Raw genomic sequence first — 15,386 nt, forward strand, 5'->3', positions numbered from 1 at the left:
CTCACAATGCACATTTCCGATGAGAGGCGCACCCCATGAGTGACCCCGACGTTCCCCAGCCCGAGAAGCCGGCTGACGTAGACGACGTCGTCGGCAGCGCGAACGCCGGCCTCGACGCCGCCGCCGCAGCGGGTGCGGATGTCCCCGGTGCCTCCGACGCGCCGAAGGCGGAGCCGACCGACGCCGCTGCCGAGAGGCCGGTCGATCCCGACCTCGCCGCATTCGAGGCCGCAGAGCGCGACCACCCTGGCACGTTCGCGTCGCCGCCGCCCGCCGTATCCCCGGTCGTGGCCGAGGAACCCCGGCTTCCCGCGGACGAGTCCAGAGACGCCGACGCCACCTCGGTCTTCGCGGCGCCCGCCACGGATCCCGATCGGTACGGACACCAGGACTCGGCGATGGCCGACGCAGCGTACACGCCGTATGGAGACGACTCCGACACCCGGATCGTCCCCTCCGAGCCGCTGGTCGCCGCGACCGCCGCAGCGCAGCCGCAGCCGATTTTCGTCCAGGCCCCAGAGCCGCCGCGCGACCGGGGCAACCGCGGAACCGCGGGTCTCATCGGGCTCCTCGCCACGCTCGTCTTCGCGATCCTGTACCTCGGCACGGCCCTCGGCCTCCGAGCGATCGCCGGTGACGTCAACGGTGAAAACATCGGTCAGGAGGCGCTCGCACCGCTGACCACGTGGGGCTATTGGACGCCGGTCGTCGTCTTCTTCCTCGGTTTCTGGCTGCTGGGAGCGATCATCAACCGCGGTCGCTGGGGCCTCTGGGTCGTGTTCGGCATCATCGTCGGCGTCATCGCCTATGCCGGACACATCCTCGGGCAGCTCTTCGAGGCGCCGTTCTGGAAGCTCACGGCGTCGGAGGGCCTCGAACTCGCCGGTGAGCAGCTGCTGGCGCCCCTGGCCATCGCCGCCTTCGTGTTCGCCCGCGAGCTGACCATCTGGTTCGGCGCCTGGGTCTCCCGCAGCGGTGCACGCAAGACCGAGCTGAACGCCGAGGCGCAGCGCGAGTATGAGCGCACCCTCGAAGCCGGCCCGACCCTGTCGAGGTAGCCACGGACTCCACCACACCGAACCCCCGCGGGCCCGAGTCCGCGGGGGTTTCGGCTGTCCTCGCGGTGGTCCTCGCGACGATCAGCTTCTTCGCCCTCGCGCTTTTCGGGCTGGGCGCGCTGAGCGTGGCCACCGACACGGACATCATCGCGGTGCCAGGGCTCGGGCAGGCCCCGGGGGCGATCGGGATGGCGGTCGCCGTTGCGGTGTTCGCGTTCACGCTGTGGTCGGCTCTCCGTCGCGACCGGCCATCGTACGGCGCGACGGTCACGATCGCCCTTCTCACCGCTCTTGCACACCTGGTGATCGTGTGGCTCGGGGTGCTGCTCGGTGCCGGCTTCGTCATCGCGACCTCCGTGGCAGGCGACCTCGTCCGCGGCGGGGCGAGCGCCGTCCTCCTCCTGGCCGGACTCGTCGCGAGCTGGGGCGGCATCGCCCTGCGCCGCACCCGCGCCTCACATCCGCGCTGGCCGTGGGAGCGCGACGAAGACGAGTGAGGGTGCGCTCCCTCGTGCCGATCCGCCGACACGGTGACGATCTGCGGACTGTTCCGCGGCATGGAGTCGGACGATCGTCCACACCTCGGCTGATCGTCGGCGTCGAACCGAAGACCGCCTCGCCGGAACACCGGAAATCGTGACCACGACGGGCGACGCGCCGTACGCTGGTGGGGTGGAGCGCTCACTGGAGACGCAGGTCGACCAGGCCGTCGAGGCCTGGTTGCGCTGGGTGCCGCGCTGGGAGCCGGCCACCCATCGCGGTCGTGTCGCGCCATGCCGCCGCTGCCTCGGGTCGCCCATCCTCTCCGCGGCGGGCATCGGAGCGGACACCCCGCATGGCGTACAGCACGGGCTCTCGACGCGGATCAAGACCATCGTCGATCACGCGGTCGCCGACTACACGGCGAGGAACCTGCCGATGCTGCAGCGCGAACTCGACCAGCAGGCCGCCCGCAACCGCGCCCGCAGCTACCGCCCGGCGGAAGACCTCGACCCCGAGTTCGACGGGTTGCCGTTGGATCCCGAGCCGGTGCCTGGTGCGCCTTTCCTGTTCACGATCGCGGGGCTCGCCGATGACTCCGCCGCCGAGCTGCCGGCGCTGCCGCCGCTGACGGAGGAGGCGAAGATCGCTCTGCGCCAGGAGGTCGCCCTCGCCGACGAGTACGCGAACCTCGTCGGGCGGGAGATCTGCGGCATCCTGCTGCGGCACCGTATCCACATCCAGGCGGCGATCTCGCAGCACGTCGAGCCGCAGATCGAGGCTCTGCTCGCGGAGCTGACCCAGTCCCTGGACTCGCCGTTCGACCCCGACCTGCCCTGAGAGTGCGCATCCGGCGCGCGGAGGCCGCATCGAGGGGCACGTTCATTTGACCGCCACGTTACGCGGCATTACACTTGACCAGGTGTGTGCACGTCTTGACGTGCGCACTGGGCGTCGGCACCATGCCGGTCCGCCCCCACGGCATACCCACCACACCAAAAGCTCGTCGAATCCGGCGTGCCGGTGGGTCATGATGTGAAACCCATCACGCTGTCACCGTGCAGCACTATGAGGAGAGAACGTGCCAACCATTCAGCAGTTGGTTCGCAAGGGTCGCTCGCCCAAGGTCACCAAGACCAAGGCGCCGGCGCTCAAGTCGAACCCGCAGCAGGCCGGGGTCTGCACCCGCGTCTACACCACCACGCCCAAGAAGCCGAACTCGGCGATGCGCAAGGTCGCTCGTGTGAAGCTCCGCAACGGCACCGAGGTCACCGCGTACATCCCCGGTGAGGGCCACAACCTGCAGGAGCACTCGCTCGTGCTCGTTCGCGGCGGTCGTGTCAAGGACCTCCCCGGTGTGCGTTACAAGATCGTCCGTGGCGCCCTGGACACCCAGGCTGTCAAGAACCGTAAGCAGGCTCGTTCCCGCTACGGCGCGAAGAAGGGTTGAGTTAGATGCCTCGTAAGGGACCAGCCCCGAAGCGCCCCGTCGTCAACGACCCGGTATACGGCGCACCGATCGTCACCTCTCTGGTGAACAAGATCCTCGTCGACGGCAAGAAGTCGCTGGCCGAGTCGATCGTCTACGGCGCCCTCCGCGGCGTCGAGGCGAAGAACGGTCAGGACGCCGTCGCCACGCTCAAGAAGGCGCTCGACAACGTGCGCCCGACTCTCGAGGTCCGCAGCCGCCGCGTCGGTGGCTCGACCTACCAGGTGCCGGTCGAGGTCAAGCCTCACCGCGCCAACACGCTCGCTCTGCGCTGGCTCGTCAGCTACGCGAAGGGCCGTCGTGAGAAGACGATGACCGAGCGTCTCCAGAACGAGATCCTCGACGCGTCGAACGGCCTGGGTGCCGCGGTCAAGCGCCGCGAGGACACGCACAAGATGGCCGAGTCGAACCGCGCGTTCGCTCACTACCGCTGGTAAACAGCTTCGCCCGCCCCTCGGTCACACACCGAGGGGCGGGCACCCCCTCTTCGCAGTACGACTGCTCCAAAAGATAAGGACACTCCTGTGGCACAAGACGTGCTCACGGACCTGAGCAAGGTCCGCAACATCGGCATCATGGCGCACATCGATGCCGGCAAGACCACGACGACCGAGCGCATCCTGTTCTACACGGGCGTCAACCACAAGCTCGGCGAGACGCACGACGGCGCCTCGACCACCGACTGGATGGAGCAGGAGAAGGAGCGCGGCATCACGATCACGTCTGCCGCCGTGACCTGCTTCTGGAACAAGAACCAGATCAACATCATCGACACCCCCGGTCACGTGGACTTCACGGTCGAGGTGGAGCGCTCGCTCCGCGTCCTCGACGGTGCCGTCGCCGTGTTCGACGGCAAGGAGGGTGTCGAGCCCCAGTCCGAGACCGTGTGGCGTCAGGCCGACAAGTACAACGTCCCCCGCATCTGCTTCGTCAACAAGATGGACAAGCTCGGCGCGGACTTCTACTTCACCGTCGACACGATCGTCAACCGTCTGGGCGCCAAGCCGCTCGTCATCCAGCTGCCGATCGGCGCGGAGAGCGACTTCATCGGCGTCGTCGACCTGATCGAGATGCGCGCCCTGGTGTGGGCGGGTGACTCCAAGGGTGACGTCACCATGGGCGCCTCCTACGAGATCCAGGAGATCCCGGAAGACCTCAAGGAGAAGGCCGACGAGTACCGTCAGCAGCTCCTCGAGACCGTCGCCGAGACCGACGACGCGCTGCTCGAGAAGTTCTTCGGCGGCGAAGAGCTCACTGTCGCCGAGATCAAGGGCGCGATCCGCAAGCTGACCGTCGCCAGCGAGATCTACCCGGTGCTCTGCGGCTCCGCGTTCAAGAACCGCGGTGTGCAGCCGATGCTCGACGCGGTCGTCGACTTCCTCCCGAACCCGCTCGACGTGGGCTCGATCGAGGCGCACGACCCGAAGGACTACGACACGATCATCGAGCGCCACCCGGACGCGAACGACCCGTTCGCCGCCCTGGCGTTCAAGGTCGCCGTGCACCCCTTCTTCGGTCGCCTCACCTACGTGCGCGTGTACTCGGGTCACCTCGACTCCGGTTCTGCCGTCGTCAACTCGACCAAGAACAAGAAGGAGCGCATCGGGAAGATCTTCCAGATGCACGCCAACAAGGAGATCCCGGTCCCCTCGGTCACCGCCGGCAACATCTACGCGGTCATCGGTCTGAAGGACACCACCACGGGTGACACCCTGACCGACCCGGCAGCTCCGGTCGTCCTCGAGTCGATGACGTTCCCCGAGCCCGTCATCGAGGTCGCCATCGAGCCGAAGACCAAGGCCGACCAGGAGAAGCTGGGTGTCGCCATCCAGAAGCTCGCTGAGGAGGACCCGACCTTCCGCACGGAGCTCAACCCCGAGACCGGTCAGACGACCATCAAGGGCATGGGCGAGCTGCACCTCGACATCCTGGTCGACCGCATGAAGCGCGAGTTCAACGTCGAGGCCAACGTCGGCAAGCCGCAGGTGGCGTACCGCGAGACGATCCGCAAGGCCGTCGAGAAGCACGACTACACGCACAAGAAGCAGACCGGTGGATCCGGCCAGTTCGCCAAGATCCAGTTCACGATCGAGCCGCTCGAGCTCGACTCCGAGAAGACCTACGAGTTCGAGAACGCCGTCACCGGTGGTCGCATCCCTCGTGAGTACATCGGGTCGATCGACGCCGGTTTCCAGGACGCGATGAACGTCGGTGTCCTCGCGGGCTACCCGATGGTCGGCGTCAAGGCGACCATCGTCGATGGCGCGGCGCACGACGTCGACTCCTCGGAGATGGCGTTCAAGATCGCGGGCTCCATGGGCTTCAAGGAGGCCGCTCGTCGTGCCAACCCCGTGCTGCTCGAGCCGCTGATGGCCGTCGAGGTCCGCACGCCCGAGGAGTACATGGGCGACGTCATCGGCGACCTGAACTCGCGTCGTGGCCAGATCCAGTCGATGGAGGACGCCGCCGGCGTCAAGGTGGTCCGCGCTCAGGTCCCGCTGTCCGAGATGTTCGGCTACATCGGCGACCTGCGCTCGAAGACCTCGGGCCGTGCCGTGTACTCGATGGAGTTCCACAGCTACGCTGAGGTTCCCCGCGCAGTGGCCGACGAGATCGTCCAGAAGACCAAGGGCGAGTAATCACCCTTCTGGGAGCCGGGCTCCGGTCCGGCTCCCAGGTCACCTACAACTTCACATTCCCTCTCTACTAAACTGAGAACCTAACCCGTAGAGAACCGGTCGCAAACCAGTGCCCGGTCACCTCTACAACGACGTCCTGAGGAGGACCCAGTGGCTAAGGCCAAGTTCGAGCGGACCAAGCCGCACGTCAACATCGGAACGATCGGTCACGTCGACCACGGCAAGACCACGCTCTCCGCAGCGATCTCGAAGGTGCTTGCTGACAAGTACCCGTCCGACACCAACGTGCAGCGTGACTTCGCTTCCATCGACTCGGCGCCGGAAGAGCGCCAGCGTGGTATCACCATCAACATCTCGCACATCGAGTACGAGACCCCGAAGCGCCACTACGCGCACGTCGACGCTCCCGGCCACGCCGACTACGTCAAGAACATGATCACCGGTGCGGCTCAGATGGACGGCGCGATCCTCGTGGTCGCCGCCACTGACGGCCCGATGGCTCAGACGCGTGAGCACGTGCTGCTCGCCAAGCAGGTCGGCGTTCCGTACCTGCTGGTCGCGCTGAACAAGTCCGACATGGTCGACGACGAGGAGATCCTGGAGCTCGTCGAGCTCGAGGTCCGCGAGCTGCTCGCCGGCCAGGGCTTCGACGAGGACGCTCCTGTCGTCCGTGTCTCTGCTCTCAAGGCTCTCGAGGGCGACGAGAAGTGGACCCAGGCGATCCTGGACCTGATGCAGGCTGTCGACGACAGCGTTCCGGACCCGGAGCGTGACCGTGACAAGCCGTTCCTGATGCCCGTCGAGGACGTCTTCACGATCACCGGTCGTGGAACCGTCGTCACGGGTCGCGCCGAGCGTGGCACGCTGGCCATCAACTCCGAGGTCGAGATCGTCGGACTCCGTCCGACCGTCAAGACCACGGTCACGGGTATCGAGATGTTCCACAAGCAGCTCGACGAGGCCTGGGCCGGCGAGAACTGTGGTCTCCTGCTCCGTGGCACGAAGCGTGAGGACGTCGAGCGCGGTCAGGTCATCGTCAAGCCGGGTTCGGTCACGCCGCACACCGACTTCGAGGGCACGGCGTACATCCTGTCCAAGGACGAGGGTGGCCGTCACAACCCGTTCTACACGAACTACCGCCCGCAGTTCTACTTCCGCACCACCGACGTCACCGGCGTCATCTCGCTGCCCGAGGGCACCGAGATGGTCATGCCCGGCGACACCACCGACATGACGGTCGAGCTGATCCAGCCGATCGCCATGGAGGAGGGCCTCGGCTTCGCCATCCGTGAGGGTGGACGCACCGTCGGCGCCGGTACGGTCACGAAGATCATCAAGTAAGCATCTGCTTCCTCGCAGCGGGGTCGGGCCTTCGGGTCCGGCCCCGCTGTCGTTGACACGGTGTGCGGAGGGTTCCCTTCGGGGGAGGGGACATGCACAATGAGTGTGGTCGACCTCCGGTCGACGGCATTCACGTCAGAAGGGGATTCACATGGGTATCGAGGACGCTGTCAACAAGGGCAAAGACCTCTACGAGCAGAACAAGGACAAGATCGCGGACGCGGTCAAGAGCGAGCAGGCGGAGGACATCAGCGACAAGGTCCTCGACGGCGTCGCCGACTTCGCGAAGAAGATCGCCCCCGGTGCTGCCGACAAGATCGATGAGATCCGGGACAGCGCGGACAAGGCCGTCGGCAACGAGTAGCACCAACCGAACCTGATCCGAGCGGCGATCCACCTCCGGGTGGGTCGCCGCTTCGCGCGTGCGGGGAAGAGCCTTCATCGTGCACCGCCGCGGATGTGGCGAATTCACTGTCGTATCGAGTAGGATCGTCTCGACCGCCTGGGGATCTTGCGGTCGGGGAAGCCGAAGGGGTTCGGTTTCCCGAAGCACGCGGCTTTCCGCGTTGAAACTGGGGACAACGATCTTGGGGATCATCGTGCGACGCGCGCACTCCGTGCGCTTGAGCGTCTCCCTGCCTGCGCGGCGGGTCTTCCGTCGCGCCTTCAGTCGAGGAGTTCGGCGTCCCTTCACGCCGGGCTACTCGCGTTCGGTGTGCCCCCTCGCACTGAACGCCCTCCCCAAGCGGGGCGAGGCATGGGGATGCCTCGCCCCGCTATCTCCTGGGATCTGACGCCGGAATCAGGTGTCGGGAGCGTCGCTCGCGACGGCGCGACACGCCCGGGTTTGCAGAAGTGAAATCGGCCATGGCAGAATAGACAGGTTCGATATTTCGGCGCCGCTGTGCGTGCGCCGGATCACTGCCAGGGCAGTGCATAGACGGCGCCTCCTCCGGGAGCGTGCAGGGTTCTAGGCCGCGGGTAGCAGAACACACCCCGACACCCCTCATCATGAGGGTTCCGCCGTGCGCGGTGGAGGTCGGCATCCGTTCGCCTCACCGCGTCCGGCTGACAGAAGAACAGTGGTGCAGCAGATCGACTCGCGAGAGCCGTTCTCGTGCCGAGGCGCGAACAGCGCCGACGTGCGTCCAATGCCCCAGGGCCACCCGGTCCCGGACGGTAAGACGCCTAAAGAGAGAGAGCAGACAATGGCGGGACAGAAGATCCGCATTCGCCTGAAGTCGTATGACCACGAGGTCATCGACACGTCCGCACGCAAGATCGTCGACACCGTGACCCGTGCGGGCGCGACCGTCGTCGGACCCGTGCCCCTTCCGACCGAGAAGAACGTCGTGTGCGTCATCCGGTCGCCGCACAAGTACAAGGACAGCCGCGAGCACTTCGAGATGCGCACCCACAAGCGTCTGATCGACATCGTCGACCCGACGCCCAAGGCCGTCGACTCGCTGATGCGTCTCGACCTCCCGGCCGATGTCAACATCGAGATCAAGCTCTGAGGTTCGACATGGCTGACATCAACTCCAAGATTTCCAAGGGCATGCTGGGCACGAAGCTCGGTATGACCCAGGTGTGGAACGAGAGCGGCAAGCTCGTTCCCGTCACCGTGATCGAGCTGGCACCCAACGTGGTGACCCAGGTCCGCACGCCCGAGAAGGACGGCTACAACGCCGTGCAGATCGCGTACGGCCAGATCGACCCGCGCAAGGTGAACAAGCCGCTCTCCGCGCACTTCGAAGCAGCCGGCGTCACGCCGCGCCGTCACGTCACCGAGATCCGCACCGCGGACGCCGGCGACTACACCCTGGGCCAGGAGCTCACGGTCGACGGCACCTTCGAGGCCGGCCAGCTCGTCGACGTCGTCGGCACGAGCAAGGGCAAGGGCTTCGCCGGTGTCATGAAGCGTCACAACTTCAAGGGCGTCTCGGCTTCGCACGGTGCACACCGCAACCACCGCAAGCCCGGCTCCATCGGCGCATCGTCGACCCCGAGCCGCGTCTTCAAGGGAATGCGCATGGCCGGCCGTATGGGTGGCGAGCGTGTGACCGTCCTCAACCTCACGGTGCACGCCGTCGACATCGAGAAGGGTCTGCTGCTCGTCAAGGGCGCCGTCCCCGGTGCTCGTGGCCGCATCGTCTACGTCCGCAACGCAGTGAAGGGTGCCTGATCATGGCTGACTCGACTCTCGCGCTCGACGTCCTCAAGGCAGACGGCAAGAAGGCTGGCTCGATCGAGCTTCCCGCCGCGCTGTTCGACGTCAAGACGAACATCCCGCTCATCCACCAGGTCGTCGTCGCGCAGCTCGCGGCGGCTCGCCAGGGTACTCACTCGACCAAGCGTCGTGGCGAGGTCTCGGGTGCCGGCCGCAAGCCCTTCAAGCAGAAGGGCACGGGTAACGCCCGTCAGGGCTCGATCCGCGCGCCGCACATGACCGGTGGTGGCATCGTGCACGGCCCCAAGCCGCGCGACTACTCGCAGCGCACGCCCAAGAAGATGATCGCCGCCGCCCTGCTGGGCGCGCTCAGCGACCGCTTCCGCGGCGACCGCCTGCACGCGATCGACACGTTCGGCACCGAGGGCACGCCTTCGACCAAGGCTGCTGCGGGCTTCCTCGCACAGGTGGCCACGTCGAAGAACGTCCTCGTCGTCATCGAGCGCGGCGACGAGCTCGCGCTCAAGAGCCTGCGCAACCTCGGCAACGTGCACCTGCTGTCGTTCGACCAGCTCAACGCCTACGACGTGCTCGTCTCCGACGACATCGTCTTCACCCAGGCCGCGCTCGAGGGCTTCATCGCCTCCAAGTCCGGCGCCAACCAGGAGGTCTCCGCATGAGCGAGCAGGCATCTGTTCTCCAGACGGCCCTGAACAAGGACCCGCGCGACATCATCCTGAAGCCGGTCGTGTCCGAGAAGAGCTACGGGCTCATCGACGAAGGCAAGTACACCTTCCTCGTCGATCCGCGCGCTTCGAAGACCGAGATCAAGCTCGCCATCGAGAAGATCTTCGGCGTCAAGGTCGCTGGGGTCAACACCCTCAACCGCGTCGGCAAGGCTCGTCGCACCCGCTTCGGCACCGGCAAGCGCAAGGACACCAAGCGCGCCATCGTCACCCTGAAGTCGGGCACCATCGACATCTTCACGGCAATCGGCTGATCCGGGGGATAAGGACAATAATGGCTATTCGCAAGTACAAGCCCACGACCCCGGGCCGTCGCGGCTCGTCGGTGGCTGACTTCGCCGAGATCACTCGATCGACGCCGGAGAAGTCGCTGCTGCGCCCGCTCTCGAAGACCGGTGGTCGCAACAACCAGGGCCGCATCACGACCCGTCACATCGGTGGTGGCCACAAGCGCCAGTACCGCGTCATCGACTTCCGTCGTAACGACAAGGACGGCGTCAACGCCAAGGTCGCTCACATCGAGTACGACCCCAACCGCACCGCGCGCATCGCGCTGCTGCACTACTTCGACGGTGAGAAGCGCTACATCCTCGCTCCGGCGAAGCTGAAGCAGGGCGACATCGTCGAGTCGGGTGCCGGGGCTGACATCAAGCCGGGCAACAACCTCCCGCTGAAGAACATCCCCACGGGTACCGTCATCCACGCGATCGAGCTCCGCCCCGGCGGCGGCGCGAAGATGGCACGTTCGGCCGGTGCATCCGTCCGTCTCGTCGCCAAGGACGGCCCCTACGCCCAGCTGCGTCTCCCCTCGGGCGAGATCCGCAACGTCGATGCGCGCTGCCGCGCGACCATCGGCGAGGTCGGCAACGCCGAGCAGTCGAACATCAACTGGGGCAAGGCCGGCCGCATGCGCTGGAAGGGCGTCCGCCCGACCGTGCGTGGTGTCGCGATGAACCCGGTCGACCACCCGCACGGTGGTGGTGAGGGTAAGACCTCTGGTGGTCGTCACCCCGTCTCCCCGTGGGGCCAGGCTGAGGGTCGCACCCGTCACGCCAACAAGGAAAGCGACAAGTACATCGTGCGTCGTCGTAACGCCGGCAAGAAGCGTAAGTAGGAGTAAGAGAAGATGCCTCGCAGTCTTAAGAAGGGCCCCTTCGTCGACGATCACCTGCTTCGCAAGGTGGTCGTGCAGAACGAAGCCGGCACCAAGAACGTCATCAAGACCTGGTCCCGTCGGTCCATGATCATCCCGGCCATGCTGGGTCACACGATCGCGGTCCACGACGGACGCAAGCACATCCCTGTGTTCGTGTCCGAGACCATGGTCGGTCACAAGCTGGGCGAGTTCGCGCCCACCCGCACCTTCCGCGGCCACGAGAAGGACGACAAGAAGGGGCGGCGCCGCTAATGGTCGAATCGATCGCACGCGTGCGACACATCCGCGTGACCCCTCAGAAGGCTCGTCGTGTCGTCGCGCTCATCAAGGGCAAGCAGGCCCAGGAGGCTCTGGCGATCCTCAAGTTCGCTCAGCAGAGCGCCAGTGAGCCGATCTACAAGCTTGTCGCGTCGGCCATGGCCAACGCGCAGGTCAAGGCAGATCGCGACGGCGAGTTCCTCGACGAGCAGGACCTGTACGTGAAGAACGCGTATGTGGACGAGGGCACGACGCTCAAGCGTTTCCAGCCCCGTGCACAGGGTCGCGCTTTCCAGATCAAGAAGCGCACGAGCCACATCACGGTCGTGCTCTCGACGCCTGAGGCAGCTCCGGCCGCCACGGGTGACAGCAACAAGAAGGCGAGCAAGTAATGGGACAGAAGGTAAACCCGTACGGCTTCCGTCTCGGCATCACGACGGACCACGTCTCGCGTTGGTTCTCTGACTCGACGAAGCCGGGTCAGCGCTACGCCGACTACGTCGCCGAGGACATCAAGATCCGCAACCTGCTCAAGACGCAGCTCGACCGCGCCGGTGTCTCGAACATCGAGATCGAGCGCACCCGTGACCGCGTCCGCGTCGACATCCACACCGCCCGTCCGGGCATCGTGATCGGTCGTCGTGGAGCCGAGGCCGAGCGCATCCGCGGCGACCTCGAGAAGCTCTCGGGCAAGCAGATCCAGCTGAACATCCTCGAGGTCAAGAACCCCGAGGCCGACGCTCAGCTCGTCGCTCAGGGCATCGCAGAGCAGCTCTCCGCTCGCGTGGCGTTCCGTCGTGCGATGCGCAAGGGTCTCCAGGGCGCTCAGCGCGCCGGCGCCAAGGGCATCCGGATCCAGGTCTCCGGCCGTCTCGGCGGCGCCGAGATGAGCCGTTCCGAGTTCTACCGCGAGGGTCGTGTGCCGCTGCACACGCTGCGCGCGAACATCGACTATGGCTTCTACGAGGCGAAGACCACGTTCGGCCGTATCGGCGTGAAGGTGTGGATCTACAAGGGCGACCTGACCGCGAAGGAGCTCGCTCGCGAGCAGGCCAACGCACCCAAGGCTCGTCGTGACGACCGTGGTGGCGACCGCCGCCGTGCCCCGCGCAACGAGGCACCTGTCGCAGAAGGAGCGTCGGCATAATGCTCATCCCCCGTAAGGTCAAGTTCCGCAAGCAGCACCACCCGGGACGCTCGGGTCAGGCCACCGGCGGCACGAAGGTCTCCTTCGGCGAGTTCGGCATCCAGGCCCTCACGCCCGCTTACGTGACGAACCGTCAGATCGAGTCCGCTCGTATCGCGATGACCCGTCACATCAAGCGTGGTGGAAAGGTGTGGATCAACATCTACCCCGACCGTCCGCTCACGAAGAAGCCTGCCGAGACCCGCATGGGTTCCGGTAAGGGTTCGCCCGAGTGGTGGGTCGCCAACGTCAAGCCGGGCCGTGTCCTCTTCGAGGTCGCGGGTGTCGACGAGGAGCTCGCTCGCGAAGCTCTGACCCGTGCAATTCACAAGCTGCCGCTCAAGGCACGCATCATCAAGCGCGAGGAGGGCGACGCGTAATGGCGATCGGCACCAAGGAGCTCGCTCCGGCAGAGCTCGACACATTCGAAGACCAGCGCCTCGTCGAGGAGCTGCGCAAGGCCAAGGAGGAGCTGTTCAACCTCCGTTTCCAGTCGGCCACCGGCCAGCTGGAGAGCCACGGCCGCATCCGCGCCGTCAAGCGCGACATCGCACGTCTCTACACGGTGATCCGTGAGCGCGAGCTGGGCATCCGTGCGACGCCCGCTCCGGTCGAGGCTCCCGCGAAGAAGGCGACCAAGTCGAAGGCGAAGAAGGCGGATTCCGCTGACGACGCCGTGAAGGAAGAGGCTGAGTGATGGCCACCAAGAAGGAAGCCGCCGTCGAGGCTGAGCACGCTGCTCACGACGTGCGCGATGTGGATGCCCGTGGGTACCGCAAGTCGCGTCGTGGCTACGTCGTCAGCGACAAGATGGACAAGACCATCGTGGTCGAGGTCGAAGACCGCGTGAAGCACCCGCTTTACGGCAAGGTCATCCGCCGCACCTCGAAGGTCAAGGCGCACGATGAGGCGAACACCGCCGGCATCGGCGACCTGGTCCTGATCAACGAGACCCGCCCGCTGAGCGCCACGAAGCGCTGGCGCCTGGTGGAGATTCTGGAGAAGGCCAAGTGATCCAGCAGGAATCCCGACTCAAGGTCGCCGACAACACCGGCGCCAAGGAGCTGCTCACGATTCGCGTGCTCGGTGGCTCGAAGCGTCGTTACGCCGGCCTCGGTGACACCATCGTCGCGACCGTCAAGGACGCGATCCCCGGTGGCAACGTCAAGAAGGGCGACGTCGTCAAGGCGGTCATCGTCCGCACCAAGAAGGAGGTCCGTCGTCCGGACGGCTCCTACATCAAGTTCGACGAGAACGCCGCAGTGATCCTGAAGAACGACGGGGAGCCCCGCGGCACCCGTATCTTCGGGCCGGTCGGTCGTGAGCTTCGCGACAAGAAGTTCATGAAGATCGTCTCGCTGGCGCCGGAGGTCATCTAATCATGGCGAAGATCAAGAAGGGTGACCTGGTCCAGGTCATCACCGGTGCCACGCAGGAGCGTGGCGGCGACCGCGGCAAGCAGGGCAAGGTCCTCGACGTCCTTGCCGAGAAGAACCGCGTCATCGTCGAAGGCGTGAACTACGTCACCAAGCACACCCGCGTCGGACAGACGCAGCGTGGCACCAAGACCGGAGGCCTCGAGACCGTCGAAGCCTCCATCCACATCTCGAACGTCGCACTCGTCGACCCCTCGACCAAGAAGCCGACCAAGGTCGGCCACCGGGTCGAGGAGCAGACGAAGGACGGCGTGAAGCGCACCGTCCGCGTGCGCTACGCGAAGAAGAGCGGTAAGGACCTCTGATGAGCACCGACACTGCCGCGCCGGCTGGCAAGATCCAGCCGCGCCTGAAGCAGAAGTACAACTCCGAGATCAAGAAGGCGCTGCAGGAGGAGTTCGGTTACGCGAACGTCATGCAGATCCCCGGACTGGTCAAGGTGGTCGTGAACACCGGTGTCGGCGAGGCAGCTCGCGACAGCAAGGTGATCGATGGCGCGGTCGACGACCTCACCAAGATCACCGGCCAGAAGCCGATCGTCACGAAGGCCCGCAAGTCCATCGCGCAGTTCAAGCTGCGTGAGGGCCAGGCCATCGGCGCGCACGTCACCCTCCGTGGTGACCGCGCGTGGGAGTTCGTCGACCGCCTCGTGTCGCTCGCCCTGCCCCGTATCCGCGACTTCCGCGGTCTCTCGGCCAAGCAGTTCGACGGCAACGGCAACTACACCTTCGGTCTCCAGGAGCAGAGCGTGTTCCACGAGATCGATCAGGACAAGATCGACCGGGTTCGCGGTTTCGACATCACCGTCGTCACGACCGCGAAGACGGATGACGAGGGTCGGGCACTGCTCCGTCACCTCGGCTTCCCGTTCCGCTCGGAAGACGCACAGGCGTAACACCCTCGACGGGCTCAGTGGTCTCGTGTCGCTGAGCCCGTCGATGTGCACGTACAATAGAAAATTGCGTGTCATCGCAGGCCGTCTGTCGTGTAACGGCAGCCGGAACCTCATGAACAAAGGACAACAACAATGACAATGACAGACCCGGTCGCAGATCTGCTGACCCGTCTGCGCAACGCGAACTCGGCGCACCACGATTCCGTGACCCTGCCGTCGAGCAAGCTCAAGACGCACATCGCCCAGATCCTCCAGCAGGAGGGCTACATCGCCGGCTGGGAGACCTCTGACGCTCGCGTCGGGAAGAACCTGACGCTGACGCTGAAGTACGGCCCGAACCGCGAGCGGTCGATCGCCGGCATCAAGCGCGTGTCGAAGCCCGGCCTCCGCGTGTACGCGAAGTCCACCGAGCTCCCCACGGTCCTCGGCGGTCTCGGCGTGGCCATCCTGTCCACCTCCTCCGGTCTTCTCACCGACCGTCAGGCAGAGCAGAAGGGCGTGGGCGGAGAAGTTCTCGCCTACGTGTGGTAAT

General features: G+C 65.7%; 23 protein-coding genes. All 23 read left to right on the top strand.

Annotated elements, in window-relative coordinates:
* Positions 1-35 precede the first annotated feature (35 nt).
* The 23 genes from AB0E56_RS07520 to rpsH all read left to right on the top strand — a co-directional run bounded on the left by AB0E56_RS07520 (position 36) and on the right by rpsH (position 15,385).
* Positions 36-1,058: an ABC transporter gene (locus tag AB0E56_RS07520; protein WP_359797893.1), complete on the top strand. Its 1,023-nt coding sequence runs from the start codon at positions 36-38 to the stop codon at positions 1,056-1,058.
* Between the two features lie 65 nt (positions 1,059-1,123).
* Complete coding sequence (locus tag AB0E56_RS07525; RefSeq protein WP_359797895.1) at positions 1,124-1,555, top strand: hypothetical protein; 432 nt, start codon at positions 1,124-1,126, stop codon at positions 1,553-1,555.
* Positions 1,556-1,730: 175 nt separating this feature from the next.
* Complete coding sequence (locus AB0E56_RS07530) at positions 1,731-2,378, top strand: spermidine/putrescine ABC transporter substrate-binding protein (protein WP_359797897.1); 648 nt, start codon at positions 1,731-1,733, stop codon at positions 2,376-2,378.
* 241 nt (positions 2,379-2,619) lie between these two features.
* Positions 2,620-2,988, top strand: coding sequence for a 30S ribosomal protein S12 (rpsL, locus tag AB0E56_RS07535; RefSeq protein WP_017201609.1), 369 nt, complete (start codon positions 2,620-2,622; stop codon positions 2,986-2,988).
* 5 nt (positions 2,989-2,993) lie between these two features.
* Entirely contained in the window at positions 2,994-3,464 is a 471-nt protein-coding gene (gene rpsG / locus AB0E56_RS07540; protein ID WP_017201608.1) for a 30S ribosomal protein S7, read from the top strand.
* A gap of 87 nt (positions 3,465-3,551) precedes the next feature.
* The gene (gene fusA, locus AB0E56_RS07545; protein WP_359797900.1) at positions 3,552-5,666 is read left to right on the top strand and encodes an elongation factor G; all 2,115 of its coding nucleotides are present in this window, start codon (positions 3,552-3,554) and stop codon (positions 5,664-5,666) included.
* A gap of 150 nt (positions 5,667-5,816) precedes the next feature.
* Positions 5,817-7,007, top strand: coding sequence for an elongation factor Tu (tuf, locus tag AB0E56_RS07550; RefSeq protein ID WP_017829210.1), 1,191 nt, complete (start codon positions 5,817-5,819; stop codon positions 7,005-7,007).
* Positions 7,008-7,158: 151 nt separating this feature from the next.
* Positions 7,159-7,371, top strand: coding sequence for a hypothetical protein (locus tag AB0E56_RS07555; RefSeq protein ID WP_183150775.1), 213 nt, complete (start codon positions 7,159-7,161; stop codon positions 7,369-7,371).
* A gap of 844 nt (positions 7,372-8,215) precedes the next feature.
* Positions 8,216-8,524: a 30S ribosomal protein S10 gene (rpsJ, locus tag AB0E56_RS07560; protein ID WP_017201594.1), complete on the top strand. Its 309-nt coding sequence runs from the start codon at positions 8,216-8,218 to the stop codon at positions 8,522-8,524.
* 8 nt (positions 8,525-8,532) lie between these two features.
* On the top strand, positions 8,533-9,192 hold the full coding sequence (gene rplC / locus AB0E56_RS07565) for a 50S ribosomal protein L3 (protein WP_359797903.1): 660 nt from the start codon (positions 8,533-8,535) through the stop codon (positions 9,190-9,192).
* Positions 9,193-9,194: 2 nt separating this feature from the next.
* Positions 9,195-9,857, top strand: a complete 663-nt coding sequence (gene rplD, locus AB0E56_RS07570) for a 50S ribosomal protein L4 (RefSeq protein ID WP_183150773.1) — start codon at positions 9,195-9,197, stop codon at positions 9,855-9,857.
* Entirely contained in the window at positions 9,854-10,177 is a 324-nt protein-coding gene (gene rplW, locus AB0E56_RS07575) for a 50S ribosomal protein L23 (RefSeq protein WP_017829206.1), read from the top strand. Before rplD ends, rplW begins: the two co-directional genes overlap by 4 nt.
* Positions 10,178-10,197: 20 nt before the next feature.
* Positions 10,198-11,037, top strand: a complete 840-nt coding sequence (gene rplB / locus AB0E56_RS07580; RefSeq protein ID WP_017201590.1) for a 50S ribosomal protein L2 — start codon at positions 10,198-10,200, stop codon at positions 11,035-11,037.
* Positions 11,038-11,049: 12 nt separating this feature from the next.
* Positions 11,050-11,331 (top strand): 30S ribosomal protein S19, encoded by a 282-nt coding sequence (rpsS, locus tag AB0E56_RS07585; RefSeq protein WP_017829205.1) that lies wholly within the window; start codon positions 11,050-11,052, stop codon positions 11,329-11,331.
* On the top strand, positions 11,331-11,729 hold the full coding sequence (gene rplV, locus AB0E56_RS07590; RefSeq protein ID WP_359797906.1) for a 50S ribosomal protein L22: 399 nt from the start codon (positions 11,331-11,333) through the stop codon (positions 11,727-11,729). Before rpsS ends, rplV begins: the two co-directional genes overlap by 1 nt.
* Positions 11,729-12,484, top strand: coding sequence for a 30S ribosomal protein S3 (gene rpsC / locus AB0E56_RS07595; protein WP_017201587.1), 756 nt, complete (start codon positions 11,729-11,731; stop codon positions 12,482-12,484). Before rplV ends, rpsC begins: the two co-directional genes overlap by 1 nt.
* Positions 12,484-12,903: a 50S ribosomal protein L16 gene (rplP, locus tag AB0E56_RS07600; RefSeq protein ID WP_045264642.1), complete on the top strand. Its 420-nt coding sequence runs from the start codon at positions 12,484-12,486 to the stop codon at positions 12,901-12,903. Before rpsC ends, rplP begins: the two co-directional genes overlap by 1 nt.
* Positions 12,903-13,220: a 50S ribosomal protein L29 gene (rpmC, locus tag AB0E56_RS07605; RefSeq protein ID WP_017829202.1), complete on the top strand. Its 318-nt coding sequence runs from the start codon at positions 12,903-12,905 to the stop codon at positions 13,218-13,220. Before rplP ends, rpmC begins: the two co-directional genes overlap by 1 nt.
* Positions 13,220-13,537, top strand: a complete 318-nt coding sequence (gene rpsQ / locus AB0E56_RS07610; RefSeq protein ID WP_359797909.1) for a 30S ribosomal protein S17 — start codon at positions 13,220-13,222, stop codon at positions 13,535-13,537. The genes rpmC and rpsQ overlap by 1 nt, the downstream gene beginning before the upstream one ends.
* Positions 13,534-13,902 carry a 50S ribosomal protein L14 gene (gene rplN / locus AB0E56_RS07615; protein WP_017201583.1) on the top strand — a complete coding sequence of 123 codons (369 nt, stop codon included), beginning with the start codon at positions 13,534-13,536 and terminating at the stop codon, positions 13,900-13,902. The genes rpsQ and rplN overlap by 4 nt, the downstream gene beginning before the upstream one ends.
* 2 nt (positions 13,903-13,904) lie before the next feature.
* Positions 13,905-14,264, top strand: coding sequence for a 50S ribosomal protein L24 (gene rplX / locus AB0E56_RS07620; RefSeq protein ID WP_359797911.1), 360 nt, complete (start codon positions 13,905-13,907; stop codon positions 14,262-14,264).
* Positions 14,264-14,854 (top strand): 50S ribosomal protein L5, encoded by a 591-nt coding sequence (gene rplE, locus AB0E56_RS07625; RefSeq protein ID WP_105670832.1) that lies wholly within the window; start codon positions 14,264-14,266, stop codon positions 14,852-14,854. Before rplX ends, rplE begins: the two co-directional genes overlap by 1 nt.
* Positions 14,855-14,986: 132 nt before the next feature.
* Complete coding sequence (gene rpsH, locus AB0E56_RS07630) at positions 14,987-15,385, top strand: 30S ribosomal protein S8 (RefSeq protein WP_017829198.1); 399 nt, start codon at positions 14,987-14,989, stop codon at positions 15,383-15,385.
* Position 15,386 lies beyond the last annotated feature (1 nt).

Origin of the sequence: Microbacterium sp. NPDC028030 (assembly GCF_040637855.1) — a bacterium.
Taxonomy (GTDB): domain Bacteria; phylum Actinomycetota; class Actinomycetes; order Actinomycetales; family Microbacteriaceae; genus Microbacterium.